At 71.1% G+C, this 14520-nt stretch carries 13 protein-coding genes; 9 read left to right on the plus strand and 4 right to left on the minus strand.

The window, feature by feature from the left end:
- Positions 1-12: 12 nt before the first annotated feature.
- The 5 genes from E4U91_RS26225 to E4U91_RS26250 all read left to right on the plus strand — a co-directional run bounded on the left by E4U91_RS26225 (position 13) and on the right by E4U91_RS26250 (position 6629).
- Positions 13-1512 (plus strand): DEAD/DEAH box helicase, encoded by a 1500-nt coding sequence (locus E4U91_RS26225; RefSeq protein ID WP_137309097.1) that lies wholly within the window; start codon positions 13-15, stop codon positions 1510-1512.
- 315 nt (positions 1513-1827) lie between these two features.
- Positions 1828-3513, plus strand: coding sequence for a ribonuclease J (locus E4U91_RS26235; protein ID WP_137309098.1), 1686 nt, complete (start codon positions 1828-1830; stop codon positions 3511-3513).
- A gap of 121 nt (positions 3514-3634) precedes the next feature.
- Entirely contained in the window at positions 3635-3901 is a 267-nt protein-coding gene (locus E4U91_RS26240) for a hypothetical protein (protein ID WP_137309099.1), read from the plus strand.
- A 131-nt stretch (positions 3902-4032) separates the two neighbouring features.
- Positions 4033-5649 (plus strand): MFS transporter, encoded by a 1617-nt coding sequence (locus E4U91_RS26245; RefSeq protein ID WP_137309100.1) that lies wholly within the window; start codon positions 4033-4035, stop codon positions 5647-5649.
- 254 nt (positions 5650-5903) lie between these two features.
- Positions 5904-6629: a glycoside hydrolase family 11 protein gene (locus E4U91_RS26250; RefSeq protein WP_137309101.1), complete on the plus strand. Its 726-nt coding sequence runs from the start codon at positions 5904-5906 to the stop codon at positions 6627-6629.
- Here E4U91_RS26250 and E4U91_RS26255 read toward each other — a convergent pair.
- On the minus strand, positions 6619-7056 hold the full coding sequence (locus E4U91_RS26255) for an ATP-binding protein (RefSeq protein WP_067229143.1): 438 nt from the start codon (positions 7054-7056) through the stop codon (positions 6619-6621). The genes E4U91_RS26250 and E4U91_RS26255 overlap by 11 nt on opposite strands.
- A gap of 146 nt (positions 7057-7202) precedes the next feature.
- On the opposite strand from E4U91_RS26255, the gene E4U91_RS26260 reads away from it, so the two are divergent.
- A complete protein-coding gene (locus E4U91_RS26260; RefSeq protein WP_137309102.1) occupies positions 7203-8060 on the plus strand; it encodes a helix-turn-helix domain-containing protein in 858 nt (285 codons plus the stop codon).
- Positions 8057-8248 carry a DUF397 domain-containing protein gene (locus E4U91_RS26265; protein WP_067229148.1) on the plus strand — a complete coding sequence of 64 codons (192 nt, stop codon included), beginning with the start codon at positions 8057-8059 and terminating at the stop codon, positions 8246-8248. The genes E4U91_RS26260 and E4U91_RS26265 overlap by 4 nt, the downstream gene beginning before the upstream one ends.
- 9 nt (positions 8249-8257) lie before the next feature.
- Here E4U91_RS26265 and E4U91_RS26270 read toward each other — a convergent pair whose 3' ends face one another.
- Positions 8258-8842 (minus strand): TetR/AcrR family transcriptional regulator, encoded by a 585-nt coding sequence (locus tag E4U91_RS26270; protein ID WP_137309103.1) that lies wholly within the window; start codon positions 8840-8842, stop codon positions 8258-8260.
- 77 nt (positions 8843-8919) lie between these two features.
- Here E4U91_RS26270 and E4U91_RS26275 point away from each other — a divergent pair, with 77 nt between their 5' ends.
- Complete coding sequence (locus tag E4U91_RS26275) at positions 8920-10116, plus strand: FAD-dependent monooxygenase (protein ID WP_137309104.1); 1197 nt, start codon at positions 8920-8922, stop codon at positions 10114-10116.
- A 63-nt stretch (positions 10117-10179) separates the two neighbouring features.
- Here E4U91_RS26275 and E4U91_RS26280 read toward each other — a convergent pair whose 3' ends face one another.
- Positions 10180-11616 (minus strand): endo-1,4-beta-xylanase, encoded by a 1437-nt coding sequence (locus E4U91_RS26280; RefSeq protein ID WP_137309105.1) that lies wholly within the window; start codon positions 11614-11616, stop codon positions 10180-10182.
- A 332-nt stretch (positions 11617-11948) separates the two neighbouring features.
- On the opposite strand from E4U91_RS26280, the gene E4U91_RS26285 reads away from it, so the two are divergent.
- Positions 11949-13370, plus strand: a complete 1422-nt coding sequence (locus tag E4U91_RS26285; RefSeq protein WP_137309106.1) for a non-reducing end alpha-L-arabinofuranosidase family hydrolase — start codon at positions 11949-11951, stop codon at positions 13368-13370.
- 76 nt (positions 13371-13446) lie between these two features.
- On the opposite strand, the gene E4U91_RS26290 is transcribed toward E4U91_RS26285, so the two are convergent.
- Positions 13447-14454, minus strand: coding sequence for a helix-turn-helix transcriptional regulator (locus E4U91_RS26290; protein ID WP_168218158.1), 1008 nt, complete (start codon positions 14452-14454; stop codon positions 13447-13449).
- Positions 14455-14520: the final 66 nt, after the last annotated feature.

The raw sequence follows: 14520 nt of genomic DNA on the forward strand, positions 1-14520 counted from the left end.
GAAGGTTCCCGCATGAACCGCACACGCACGAACGACCGTTTCGCCCGCACCCGTACCGGCAGTACCGACTCCGGCAGGAGCGGCAGCCGCTTCACGTCGTCGGCCCCGAGCCGTTCCGGCCGGCCGAGCCGTTCCGGCGCGTTCGGCCGCCGGCCCGCCGCGGTCACGGGGGAGTTCGCGCTGCCCGAAACGATCACTCCCGCGCTTCCCGCCGTGGAGGGCTTCGCCGACCTCGACATGCCCGGGGCGCTGCTGGCCGCGCTCGGGGAGCAGGGCGTGACCGTACCCTTCCCGATCCAGGCCGCAACGCTGCCGAACACTCTCGCCGGCCGGGACGTGCTCGGCCGTGGCCGCACCGGTTCCGGCAAGACCCTCGCGTTCGGGCTGGCGCTGCTGGCCCGTACGGCCGGGCAGCGCGCCGAGGCCAGGCAGCCGCTGGGGCTGGTCCTCGTACCCACCCGTGAACTGGCGCAGCAGGTCACCGACGCGCTGGCCCCGTACGCCCGTTCCGTGAAGCTGCGGCTGGTCACGGTGGTGGGCGGGATGCCGATCGGCAGGCAGGCGAGCATGGTGCGCGGAGGGGCCGAGATCGTCGTCGCCACGCCGGGACGCCTCAAGGACCTCATCGACCGCGGCGACTGCCGACTCGACCAGGTGTCCGTCACCGTCCTCGACGAGGCCGACCAGATGGCCGACATGGGCTTCATGCCGCAGGTCACCGCACTGCTCGACCAGGTCCGCCCCGAGGGTCAGCGCATGCTGTTCTCGGCCACTCTCGACCGCAACGTCGACCTGCTCGTGCGCCGCTTCCTCACCGACCCCGTCGTGCACTCCGTCGACCCCTCGGCCGGCGCGGTCACGACGATGGAGCACCACGTGCTGCACGTCCACGGCACCGACAAGCAGACGGCCACCACCCAGATCGCCGCCCGGGACGGTCGCGTGATCATGTTCCTCGACACCAAGCACGCCGTCGACCGCCTCACCGAGCACCTCCTGAACAGCGGGGTACGGGCTGCCGCCCTGCACGGTGGCAAGTCGCAGCCGCAGCGCACCCGTACGCTGACGCAGTTCAAGAACGGTCACGTCAACGTGCTGGTGGCCACCAACGTCGCGGCACGCGGCATCCACGTCGACAACCTCGACCTCGTGGTCAATGTCGACCCGCCGACCGACCACAAGGACTACCTCCACCGCGGTGGCCGTACCGCCCGCGCAGGAGAGTCCGGCAGCGTCGTCACCCTGGTCACCCCCCACCAGCGCCGCGGCATGACGCGCCTCATGGCAGCGGCCGGCATCGTCCCGCAGACCACCCAGGTCCGTACCGGCGGAGAAGCCCTGCACCGCATCACCGGCGCCCAGGCACCCTCCGGCATCCCGGTCGTCATCACCGCACCGGTGGCCGAACGCCCCAAGAAGCGCGGTACCGCGTCACGCGGCCGACGCCGCCCCGTCCCCGCGGCCCGCCGCGCACCCGTCCGCGAGCGGTCCGCCGCCGGCGCGGCGGCCTAGGGGGTGTCTTGCCGATCAGGCCGGGCTCGCGGCGCCTGGCACCGCGCCTCGCCGCGTTGTCGTCAGTCGCCGATGCGCCGCATCGACTCCCTCCTCCGCCTTGCGATGCACGGCACCAGACGCCGCTCCCTGATCCGGCCCGATCGACAAGACACCCCCTAGGGGGCATCCCGCCGTCGCGACACCCCCCAGTTCCGCGACGGCGCGTGCGGGGAGGCACGGTGCGGCTCCCCTGGGTGACATCGTCCACGGCGTGGGATTCTTCTCCACCAGGCAATGGATCATCCTGTTCCGCTCTCCGGGTACCGTCAGGGTATGAGCCATCCGCACCCCGAGCTGAAGTCCGCCCCGCCCCTTCCCGAAGGAGGGCTGCGGGTCATCGCCCTGGGAGGCCTCGGCGAGATCGGGCGCAACATGACCGTGTTCGAGCACGCCGGCAAGCTGCTGATCGTCGACTGCGGCGTGCTGTTCCCCGAGGAGACCCAGCCCGGCGTGGACGTGATCCTGCCGGACTTCACCTCGATCCGGGACCGGCTGGACGACGTCGTGGGCATCGTCCTCACCCATGGTCACGAGGACCACATCGGCGGCGTCCCGTACCTGCTGCGCGAACGGCGCGACATCCCCGTCATCGGGTCCAAGCTGACGCTGGCGTTCCTGGAGGCGAAGCTCAAGGAACACGGGATCCGGCCGCGCACGGTGCGGGTGCGGGAGGGCGACCGGCGCGGCTTCGGGCCCTTCGACTGTGAGTTCGTGGCGGTCAACCACTCCATCCCGGACAGCCTGGCGGTCGCGATCCGCACCCGGGCCGGGATGGTGCTGCACACCGGCGACTTCAAGATGGACCAGTTCCCCCTCGACGACCGCATCACCGATCTGCGGGCCTTCGCCCGCCTCGGCGAGGAGGGCGTGGACCTCTTCCTCACCGACTCCACCAACGCCGAAGTACCCGGCTTCACCACCTCCGAGCGGGAGCTGAACCCGGCGATCGAGCAGGTGATGCGCACCGCGCCGCGCCGGGTCATCGTCTCCAGCTTCGCCAGCCACGTGCACCGGATCCAGCAGGTTCTGGACGCCGCCCACCAGCACGGCCGCAAGGTCGCCTTCGTCGGCCGGTCGATGGTCCGCAACATGGGCATCGCCCGTGACCTGGGCTACCTGAAGGTCCCGTCCGGTCTGGTCGTGAGCACGAAGGAGCTGGAGAAGCTCCCGGACCACAGGATCGCCCTGGTGTGCACCGGTTCCCAGGGCGAGCCGATGGCCGCACTGTCGCGGATGGCCAACCGCGACCACATGATCCGCATCGGCGAGGGCGACACCGTCCTGCTCGCCAGCTCGCTCATCCCCGGCAACGAGAACGCCATCTACCGCGTGATCAACGGGCTCACCCGGTGGGGGGCCCACGTGGTCCACAAGGGCAACGCCAAGGTGCACGTCTCGGGGCACGCCAGTGCCGGCGAACTCGTCTACTGCTACAACATCGTCAAACCCCGCAACGTCATGCCCGTGCACGGCGAATGGCGCCACCTGCGGGCCAACGGCGACCTCGCGATCCGTACCGGTGTCGACCCCGAACGGGTCGTGATCGCCGAGGACGGCGTCGTCGTCGACCTGGTCGACGGGCGCGCGTCCATCACCGGCAAGGTCGCCGCGGGCAACGTCTACGTGGACGGGATGGAGGTCGGCGGCGCCACCGAGGCCTCCCTCAAGGACCGCCTCACCCTCGCCGCCGAAGGCGTGGTCACGGTGGTGGCGATCGTCGACGCGGACACCGGCGCACTCGCCGAGCCCCCCGACTTCCTGGCCCGGGGGTTCGTCCACGACGACGCCACCTTCGAGCCGGTCGTCCCCGTCATCGAGAAGACCCTGGCCACTGCGGCCGAGGAAGGCGTCGGGGACGGGCGCCAACTCGAACAGCTCCTGGCCCGCGCCGTGGCGAACTGGGCGTTCCGCACCCACCGCCGCAAGCCCCTCATCATCCCCGTCGTCATCGACGCCTGAACCACACCTGGGCAGGCGTCCGGGGGCGGAGCCCGATGAGCACGAGCTGGAACCCGAGCTTCCGCGGGTGTCGTGGCGTGGTCGGGATGCGCAGGGGGCCGCGCCGTCGGATGGTGGAGACATGAACCACCACCGCCACTCCCAGCGGACGATCGACATCAACACGCGGCTCGTGACGACCGGCGTCGTGCTCACCGCGGCCGGTGCCGTGGTCGCGTGGGCCGGGATGGCCATCGCGGCCGCCGCCGTGGCCGCGGCCGGCCGTCGGCTGATCCGCGAGATGGACGTGCCCCCGAGCCAGCAGGCGGCCATGAAGTTGCACCAGGCCAAGGAGGCGTCCCGGGCCGGCCTCCAGGCGTGGCATGCCACGTCCGAACCGCGCGGCTGAACCGCGCGTCTGAGCCGGGCGGCTGAGCCGGGCCGTCCGCGGTCGACGGCGCGGCCCCGTGACGCTGCCAAGCGACTGACTCCCGTGGCGGGTCGCCGTACGCGCGCGTGCGTGGCTGCCACCATGCGGCCATGGCACCTCCCGCGGACGTTGCCGCGCAGCCGGCGAGTGAGCGGCTCGTCCTGCTGACGCTGGCGTCGGGTCAGTTCCTGATGGCCCTCGACAGCTCTGTCATGAACGTGTCGATCGCGACCGTGGCCCAGGACCTGGACACGCAGGTGACCGGCATCCAGGGCGCGATCACGGCGTACACCCTCGTGATGGCGATGTTCATGATCCCCGGGGGCAAGATCGGCGCGCTGATCGGGCGCAGGCGCGCCTTCATGATCGGCTGTGCCGTCTACGGCTGCGGCTCCTTGACGACGGCACTCGCGCCCGACCTGACCGTCCTGCTGATCGGCTGGTCGTTCCTCGAGGGCATCGGGGCGGCGCTCATCCTGCCGGCGATCGTGACGCTCGTGGCGAGCAACTTCGCCGTGGAGCGCCGTCCCGCCGCCTACGGTCTCGTCGCGGCTGCGGGAGCCGTGGCCATCGCGCTGGGACCCCTCATCGGAGGACTCGCGACCACGTACTTCTCCTGGCGCTGGGTCTTCGCCGGCGAGGTCGTGATGGTGCTCGTCATCCTGGTGTTCGCCCGTCGCATCGCCGACGCGCCGCTCGGCGAACGCGCTCGGATCGATCTCGTGGGGGTCTTCCTTTCCGCCCTCGGACTCGGGACCTTCGTCTACGGGGTGCTCCGCTCGGACGAGTGGGGCTGGTTCCGGCCCAAGCCCGACGCCCCCTCCTGGCTCGGCGTCTCCCTGGTCGTGTGGCTGGTGCTGGTCGGCCTGCTGCTCATCTGGCTCTTCCTGCGTTGGGAGTCCCGCTCGGCGCGGCTGCGGCGGGACCCGCTCGTCGACCCGGCCATGTTCCACAACAGGCAGCTCACCGGCGGCCTGACGATGTTCTTCTTCCAGTACCTGGTGCAGATGGGTGTCTTCTTCGTCGTACCGCTGTACCTGTCCGTCGCACTGGGACTGTCCGCGCTGAAGACCGGCGCGCGCATCCTGCCCCTGTCGGTGACGCTCCTGGCGGCGGCGATCCTGATCCCGCGGTTGCTCCCCGACGTCTCACCGCGCCGGGTGGTGCGCTGCGGGGTGCTCGCGCTGCTCGCGGGCGCGGTGATCCTGATGGCCGCGCTCGACGCGGACGCCGGCGGGGAGATCGTCACCGTTCCGCTGCTGCTCATCGGGCTCGGCATGGGCGCCCTGGCCTCCCAGCTCGGTTCGGTCACCGTGTCCGCCGTGCCGGAAGCGCAGAGCGCGGAAGTCGGCGGCGTCCAGAACGCCGTCACCAACCTCGGCGCCTCCCTCGGGACCGCACTCGCCGGATCCATCATGATCGCCGCCCTCACGTCGTCGTTCCTGACGACCGTCGAGCAGAATCCGGCCGTCCCCGACCAGGCCAAGAGCCAGGCGTCGGTCCAGTTGCAGAGCGGAGCGCCCTTCCTGTCGGACGCCCAGCTGGAGAAGGCACTCGACGACGCCGGGGTGAGTGAGGAGACGTCCCGGGACGTCGTGGACGCGAACGCCGAGGCACGGCTCGACGGCCTCCGGGCGGCCCTCGCCGCGCTCGCGCTCGCCGCTCTCCTCGCCCTGTTCTTCACCTCGCGGATCCCGGCGACCCAGCCCCGGGCGCCGAGGCCTTAGCGCTGGGAACAGCGGTCACGGTCACCTTCGAAACATTCGAGAGGCGTGGACTGTCTTGCGCTGTGGTGCCTGGTCGCCGAGTGGTTCGGCTATGGGGTAGCCACGGTAACAGCTCGTTGAACTGGGGTGATGGGCAACTCCCTGTCGCCTTCGGGCTCGACTTGTTTCCGAAACAATGTCGAAACTGTTGACGAGGGCATGACGCCGTACGAAAACTGTGGCCACCGAGCGACAGCCACTCATCGGGAGGACCCATGCAGTACGACGGCTCGCAGCAGGACCAGGTCCAGCAGAGCCCCGCCCCCTTCAGCAGCCTGAGCCGGCGAGGCTTCCTCGGTGGCGCCGGCACCGTCGCCCTCGCCACCGCGTCGGGGCTGCTGCTGCCCGGCACCGCCCATGCCGCCACCACCATCACCACCAGCCAGACCGGCTACGACGGCCTGTACTACTCGTTCTGGACCGACGGCGGGGGCTCCGTCTCCATGACGCTCAACGGCGGCGGCAGCTACAGCACCCGGTGGACCAACTGCGGCAACTTCGTCGCCGGCAAGGGCTGGAACACCGGCGGGCGCCGGACGGTCCGCTACACCGGCTACTTCAACCCCTCGGGCAACGGCTACGGCGCCCTGTACGGGTGGACGTCCAACCCGCTGGTCGAGTACTACATCGTCGACAACTGGGGCAGCTTCCGGCCCACCGGCGAGTACCACGGCACCGTCTCCAGCGACGGCGGCACGTACGACATCTACCGGACGACCCGGTACAACGCCCCCTCCGTCGAGGGCACCCGCACCTTCAACCAGTACTGGAGCGTCCGGCAGACGAAGGTGACCAGCGGCTCGGGCACCATCACCACCGGCAACCACTTCGACGCCTGGGCGCGGGCGGGCATGAACCTGGGCCAGTTCAAGTACTACATGATCCTCGCCACCGAGGGTTACCAGAGCAGCGGAAGCTCGACCATCACGGTCAGCGGCTGACTTCCGCCCACACCGTCTTGCCTGGCGCGCCCTCCCGCGGGGCGACCGCCCAGCGGGCCGCCAGCCCCGCGACGATCAGCAGGCCGCGGCCCGACTCCGCGTCGCCGGGCGGTTCCTGGCCGGAGAGCAGGGGGACGCGCTCGGCGCGGGTGTCGGTGACCTCCACGCGCACGGTGTCCGTGCCGTGGAGGAGCCGGACGTGGAAGTCGCGCCCCGCCACGTGCCCGTGCCGGACGGCGTTGGCCGCCAGCTCCGCCGTGATCAGCGTGACCGCGTCGTTGACCCGGCCACCGTACGGGTGCCCCCACGCGTCGAGTCGGTGGGCCACGAGTCTGCGCGCGAGGCGCGCGCCCCGCGGTGAGGAGGTGAACGCCATCGCGAACTCGTGGTGTGCGGGCACCCGGGGGGTGGAGATTCGGCTGTTCATGTGGCCCACGGTGCCGGTGCCGCCCTAGCGTGAACAGCTACGAACCGCACACGAGGAGTTGCTGTACGTGGCGGGTGTGCGGGTGTAGGCGGCGCGGGGCGTGACGGTCGGCGTGGGGGTGCGTTGGCCGGGGGAGGTGGTGTGCGATGGCCGAACCGGCGGGACGGGTGGACGAGACGTCCAGCGACGGTGACGAACCGGAGGCCGGCGGCTTCGGCGTTCTGCGGGTCTTCGGGCGCCAGTTGAAGCGGTTCCGGGTCCGGGCCGGTCTGGAACGGCCGGAGTTCGGCTCCCTGACGGGCTACTCCGTCTCCACCATCGCCGCGTACGAACAGGGACGCCGGGTGCCTCCGCCCCGGTTCATCGACCAGGCCGACGAGGTACTGGACGCGGGCGGGGTCCTCCGGGAGATGAAGGAGGAGGTGGCCCGAGCGCAGTACCCGGCGTTCTTCCGGGACGCGGCGCGGTTGGAATCAGAGGCGGTGGAGTTGCACGTCTACGACACCCACCTCATCAACGGACTCCTGCAGACCGAGGAGTACGCCCGGGCCGTGTTCACGATGCGACGGCCGTTGCTCAGTGACGAGACGATCGAGGAGCGGGTCGCCGCACGTCTGGCACGGCAGAAGATCTTCAGCCGCTTGCCGATGCCGACCATGAGCTTCGTCATCGAGCAGTCCGTGCTGACGCGCCCCCTGGGCGGTGTGCCCGTGATGCGCGGGCAGTTGGAGCAACTGCTGCTGCACGGCCGACGGCGCAACGTCGAGATCCAGATCATGCCGAACGTGCGGGACGAGCATGCCGGCCTGGCCGGTCCTTTCACCTTGATCGAGACGCAGGATGCGCGGAGGATCGCCTACGTGGAGGCGTACAAGGACAGCCGCCTCTACACGGACCGGGGCACCGTTCGTGAGCTGGAGGAGCAGTACGGCCTGCTCCGGGCGCAAGCGCTCACGCCCCGCGAGTCGTTGACCCTCGTCGAGGAACTGCTGGGAGAGACATGAACGTCGATGTCGAGGAAGTCGTCGCGTGGCGCGCGAGCAGCTACAGCAGTGGTGAAGGTGGTCAGTGCGTCGAGGTGGCCCTGTTGCCCCACGCCGTCCGCGTGAGGGACTCCAAGGACACCAGCCGGGCCCTCGTTCCCGTCACCGCCTCCGCCTGGTCGGCGTTCCTCGGGTTCGCCGTTCGGTAGGCGGCCCCGTCACGCGGACAGTGCTGCCGACAGCATCCGCCGCACGACGGAGGTCAGTTCGCTCACCTCCGGCGCGGGGCGCGTCGCCGCCGTCGCGCCCGCCAGTCGGTCGTACAGCAGGCCGTCGGTCCAGGCGACCAGCAGGTCCGCCGCCGACGCCGGACGGGCGGCGCCGAGTCCCTCCAGCAGGGCGGCCGCCCGTGCGCGGGCCGCGAGGCCGGCGGTGTGCAGGTCGGCGCGCAGTTCCGGGCGGCGGGCCGCCTCCAGGCTGAGCTCGAAGCGGGCCAGCTGGCGGTTGCGGTCCACCGTCAGCCAGTGGTGCAGCAGCGCGGCCAGCGCCTCCGCCGCGCCGTCCGGGTCCGGGCTGCCGTACCGCGCTTCCCAGCGATCCACGTCGGCGACCGTCACCTCGGCCAGGCGGAGGTAGCAGGCGCCGATCAGGGCGCTGCGCGTGCGGAAGTAGTACGACGTGCTGCCGGCCGGCAGCCCCGCCGCGGCGTCCACCGCGCGATGGGTCAGACCCCGCAGTCCGGCGGTGGCCACGGTGTCGATGGCCGTGTCGGCGATCAGCTCTCGGCGGTCGGGGAGGGGCACGGCCGACACCCTACAGGTGTAGAGTCCTGGCCATCGCTCTACATCTGTAGAGGATAGGTGAGGGGGAGGCGGTTGCCATGGGGGCTCGGCACGTTGTCGTGGCCGGAGGCGGCATCGGGGGGCTGACGGCGGCGGTGGCCCTGAGCCGTCACGGATGGCGCGTGACCCTGTGCGAACGGGCCCCCGCGCTGACGGGGGCCGGGGCCGGCATCGTGCTCGCCCCCAACGCGCTGCGCGCCCTGGACTCGATCGGCGTGCGCACCGGGGCGTGGGCCGGGGACGCCCCGCTCGGTCCGGTCGGGCTGCGCACGCCCGACGGTGCCTGGCTGAGCCGGGCCGACAGCCGTGCCCTGGTGGCCCGTCACGGGCTCTCCTCGTGCGCCGTGCACCGCGCCGTCCTGATCGACGCCCTCGCCGGCGCCCTGCCACCGGGCACCGTACGCCTCGGGGTCCCGGTGACCGGCGTGCACGACGCCGGGGGCCCGGTGGTCGTGCACACGACGGCCGGCGACCTGCGCGCCGACGTCCTCGTGGCGGCCGACGGCCTGCGCAGCGTGCTGCGCGCACGGCTCTTCCCCCGGCACCCCGGGCTCCGGCACGCCGGTGAGGCCGGGTGGCGGGCGGTACTGCCCGGGGCCGGCCTGCCTCGCCCGCAGGCGGCCGAGACCTGGGGCGCGGGTGAGCGGTTCGGCGTCGTTCCCCTCGTCGACGGCCGGATCTACGTCTACGCCACCGCCGTCACCGGACCCGCCGCGCGACCGGCCGACCACCACGCCGAACTGACCCGGCGCTTCGGCGCGTGGCACGATCCGATCCCCGCGCTGCTGGACCGGCTGGACCCGGGCACCGCCGAACCGGTCGGCATCCTCCACCACGACTTCCACGAACTGGCCGCGCCCCTGCCCCGGTTCCACGCCGGGCGGGTGGCCCTGCTCGGTGACGCCGCCCACGCGATGACGCCCAACCTGGGGCAGGGCGGCTGCCAGGCCGTCGAGGACGCGGTGGTCCTGGCGCACCACCTCGCGCGCGACCCCGACGTACCGTCCGCGCTCGCCGCGTACACGCGGGCCAGGCATCGGCGCACGGTCCGCGTCAGCCGCCGCTCCCGGCGCATCGGTGAACTGGCCCGGCTGTCCCACCCCTTGGCCGTGTCCCTCCGGAACCTCGCCGTACGGGCCACGCCGCGGGCGGCCACGGTGCGGGCCCTGGACGAGGTCCTGGGCTGGCAGCCCCCTCCCGGCCCCTCGCCGACCACGGAGGCGGGCGGCGCGTGACGGGCGCGCACCGAGGGCCGTCGCCATGACGGCGACGGCCCTCACCATCCCCCACGGGGTCCGTCAGGCGCGGGACCAGCGCTGGTTGCTGCCGCCCGAGCAGGTGTACAGCTGGATCAGCGTGCCGTTCGCCGTGCCGGCTCCCACCGCGTCCAGGCAGAGGCCCGACTGGACGCCGGTGATGGAGCCGTCGGAGTTCAGGCGCCACTTCTGGTTGTCGCCGCCCCAGCAGCTGTAGATCTGCACCCGGGTGCCGTTGCCGGTGCCGCCGGCGTCCAGGCACTTGTTGCCGTAGACCTTGAGCTCACCGGCGTCGCTGAGCGTCCACTGCTGGTTGGTGGCGCCGTTGCAGTCGTAGAGCTGGACCTGCGTGCCGTCCGAGGTGCTGGCGTTGGGCACGTCCACGCAGCGGCCCGAGCCGACGCCCTTGATCTGCGTTCCGCCCCCGGTGGGAGGCGGCGTGGTGGTGCCGCCGTTGAGCGCGTTGAGGACCGAGGTGTAGGCGGCCTTCTTGCTGCCGTCGTTGTTGAACAGCAGCGGCGTGTCACCGGACCGCCAGGAGTCGCTGTCGCGCACGCCCCAGACGGTGATGCCGAGGCAGCGCGAGACGGCCAGGCAGTCGTTGGTCACGGCGGCGTAGGTCGAGGACGACGCGCCCTGGATGTCGAGCTCGGTGATGGCCACGTCGACGCCGAGGGCGGCGAAGCTCTGCAGCGTGGTGCGGAAGTTGCTGTTGTACGGGCTGCCGCTGTTGAAGTGCGACTGGAAGCCGACGCAGTCGATCGGCACGCCGCGCTGCTTGAAGTCGCGGACCATGTTGTACACGCCCTGGGTCTTCGCCCAGGTCCAGTTCTCGATGTTGTAGTCGTTGTAGCAGAGCTTGGCCGACGGGTCGGCGGCCCGCGCGGTGCGGAAGGCGACCTCGATCCAGTCGTTGCCGGTGCGCTGCAGGTTGGAGTCCCGGCGGCCGCCCGAACCGTCGTCCGCGTAGGCCTCGTTCACGACGTCCCACTGGGCGATCTTGCCCTTGTAGTGGACCATCACGCCGTTGATGTGGTCGATCATCGCCTGGCGCAGCTGGCTGCCGCTGAGGCTCTGCATCCAGCCGGGCTGCTGGGAGTGCCAGGCCAGCGTGTGGCCGCGCACCTTCTTGCCGTTCTGCACGGCCCAGTTGTAGACGCGGTCGCCGTTGGTGAAGTTGAACTGGCCCCGCTGCGGCTCGGTGGCGTCGATCTTCATCTCGTTCTCGGGCGTCACCATGTTGAACTCGCGGTTCGCGATGGTCGTGTAGGCCGAGTCGCCCAGCCTGCCCGAGGCGATGGCGGTGCCGAAGTAGCGGCCGCTCTGCGCCGCCGCGGCGCCGAGCGTGCTCTCGGCGGCGTGTGCGGTCGGGGGAGTGACCAGTGCGCTCACGACACCGAGGACGCCGACGACCACTGCTAGCAGCAGGCCGCGGATCTTCCGCCGGACCACGGGTCCGGGAAGGGCGTACGAGCCCATGACTGTGCCTCCAAGAGGTAGGGATCGGGGAATGACGATCGAAGGTTGACGAGGCATCGTCAAGGCTCTGCGCAGAAAAAGTTTCCGTTAGATGTTCGAAACTTTCGAAATCCGTGGTACGGAGGCAGGAGTGCCAACGTTGTCGCCGGGGTTCGGGACCGTTGATCGATTTCGCGCCCCGCGTGCGACTTTCCTCGCGAATGTTTCGCATACGGCCGCGATCCGTGCGAGGGGTATTGACGCCACCCGTCCGCTTCTCAATCATCGGGTTGCTCGACCGCTCGACTCTTGTTCGACATTCCGAACGTCCACTCGAGGTTGAGGAAGTCCCCATGCACAGAGGAAGTTTCAGCCGCAGGCATCCGTCCGCGGTGCTGGCCGCCGCGGTCGCGGTCCTGGCCGCCCTGGCGGCGATGCTCGTCGCCACCCCGGCCCAGGCGGCTTCCACCGGCGCCCTGCGCGGCGTCGGTTCGAACCGGTGTCTCGACGTCGTGGGCGGCGGCCAGACCGACGGCACGCTCGCGCAGCTCTACGACTGCTGGAGCGGGACCAACCAGCAGTGGACGCTGACCGACGCCAACCAGCTCACCGTGTACGGCACCAAGTGCCTGGACGTGCCCGGCCACGCCACCACGGCCGGGACCCGGGTGCAGATCTGGACCTGTTCCGGCGGCGCCAACCAGCAGTGGCGGGTCGGCTCCGACGGCACGGTCGTCGGCGTGGAGTCCGGGCTGTGCCTGGAGGCCGCCGGCGCCGGGACGGCCAACGGCACGGCGGTGCAGATCGGGACGTGCAACGGCGGCAGCAACCAGAAGTGGACCGGCCTGTCCGGGACGCCGCCGACCGACGGCTGCTCCCTGCCGTCGACGTACCGCTGGAGCTCGACCGGCGCCCTGGCCCAGCCCGCCAACGGGTGGGCCGCCGTGAAGGACTTCACCAACGTGACCTACAACGGCAAGCACCTGGTCTACGCGTCGAACGTGTCCGGGTCGTCGTACGGGTCGATGATGTTCAAGCCCTTCACCAACTGGTCGGACATGGCGTCGACCGGGCAGACCGCGATGAACCAGTCCGCGGTGGCGCCCACGCTGTTCTACTTCGCGCCCAAGAACATCTGGGTGCTGGCCTACCAGTGGGGTGCCTGGCCGTTCATCTACCGCACGTCGAGCGACCCCACCAACCCCAACGGCTGGTCCGCCCCGCAGCCGCTGTTCACCGGGAGCATCTCCGGCTCGGGCACCGGCCCGATCGACCAGACCCTGATCGCCGACGGCCAGAACATGTACCTGTTCTTCGCCGGTGACAACGGCAAGATCTACCGCGCGAGCATGCCGATCGGGAACTTCCCGGGCAGCTTCGGCTCGTCGTACACGACCGTCATGAGCGACACCCAGGCCAACCTGTTCGAGGCCGTCCAGGTGTACAAGGTGCAGGGCAAGAGTCAGTACCTCATGATCGTCGAGGCGATGGGCGCCAACGGGCGCTACTTCCGCTCCTTCACGGCCTCCAGCCTGAGCGGCTCGTGGACCCCGCAGGCCGCCAGCGAGAGCAACCCCTTCGCGGGCAAGGCCAACAGTGGTGCCTCCTGGACCAACGACATCAGCCACGGTGACCTGGTCCGCAACAACCCCGACCAGACCATGACCATCGACCCCTGCAACCTGCAGTTCCTCTACCAGGGCAAGTCCCCGAGCGCGAGCGGTCCTTACGACCAGCTGCCCTGGCGGCCGGGCGTCCTCACCCTGCAGCGCTGACCCTCCAGGTCCCCGCACCGCGGAACCCCGGCCGTGCGGCGGCCGGGGTTCCCCCTGCGCCCGGGGGGTGTCGCCGTCAGCTCACCAGGCCCAGCCGGGCGGCGGTCACCCCGGCCTCGAACCGGCTGGAGGCGCCCAGCTTCTCCATGATCTGGTTCAGCAGGCGGCGCAGCGTGCGGTCGGAGCAGGCCAGCCGGCGGGCGATGGTCTCGTCCTTGGCCCCGGTCGCCAGCAGGACCAGGACCTCACGTTCCTGTGCGGACAGTTCGCAGGCGGCCCGCCCGCGTCCGGCCTGACGCTCGGTGTGCGGCTGGGCCGGGTCCCAGGCGTGGGTGAAGACCTTGACGAAGCCCTGGGCGACGTGCGCGCTGTGCAGGATGATGTCGCCGCCCTCGCCCTGCGGTCCCGGCCCCGCTCCGATGACGACCGTCGCCCGGTCCAGGATGTTCATGTGCAGCGGCACCGTGGGCGCCACCCGCACCTCGACCCCGGCCTCGGCGAGGGCGTGGAGGTAGCGGGCCGACGCCTGTGACCGGACGGCCTGCTGGGAGGTCAGCATCCGCATCGTGACCCCGCGCGCCAGCATGTCCAGGTCAGCGCCGAGGCTGGACTCCAGGACCCGGGGGTCGGGGAAGCCGTTGCGCATCGCCAGGAACTCGTCCGTGCCGACCGAGTCCAGCGCCTCCAGCCGCTGCCGGGTGAGCGAGCGGTCCGTGAAGTACTCCAGCTCCACCGCCTCCCGGGAGGCGTGCCGCGGGGCGGTCAGCAGGGACAGCAGGTCCTCCAGCGCGCGGGTCTCGCGGCCGAGTTCCTCGGCCGTCTCGCGCAGCCGCCGCCCGTGTTCGAGCAGGACGGTGCGCATGGCCCGTTCCGGGGGATTGAGCCGCTCACCGTCCGGATCCACCAGCCGCCGGTCCCTCAGCCACCCCGCTAACTCCGCGGATATGTCGCCGAGTTCGCCCCGCTCCGCCGTGAAGTCCCGTGCCCCCGACGCCGCGATCCGCTCGAGCAGGGCCAGGTAGGCCTCCCTGGGCTCCGAGGCGGTGGGCTGCCGACTGCCCTGAGGTCTCTCTGCCGCTCGCATGCGGGCACGATACGGGCGCCCGTCGGGGGGAGGCCAGAGACGCGGTCCGGCCGGATATGCCCGGCA

The sequence above is a fragment of the Streptomyces lasalocidi genome, assembly GCF_005280215.1.
Lineage (GTDB): Bacteria > Actinomycetota > Actinomycetes > Streptomycetales > Streptomycetaceae > Streptomyces > Streptomyces longwoodensis.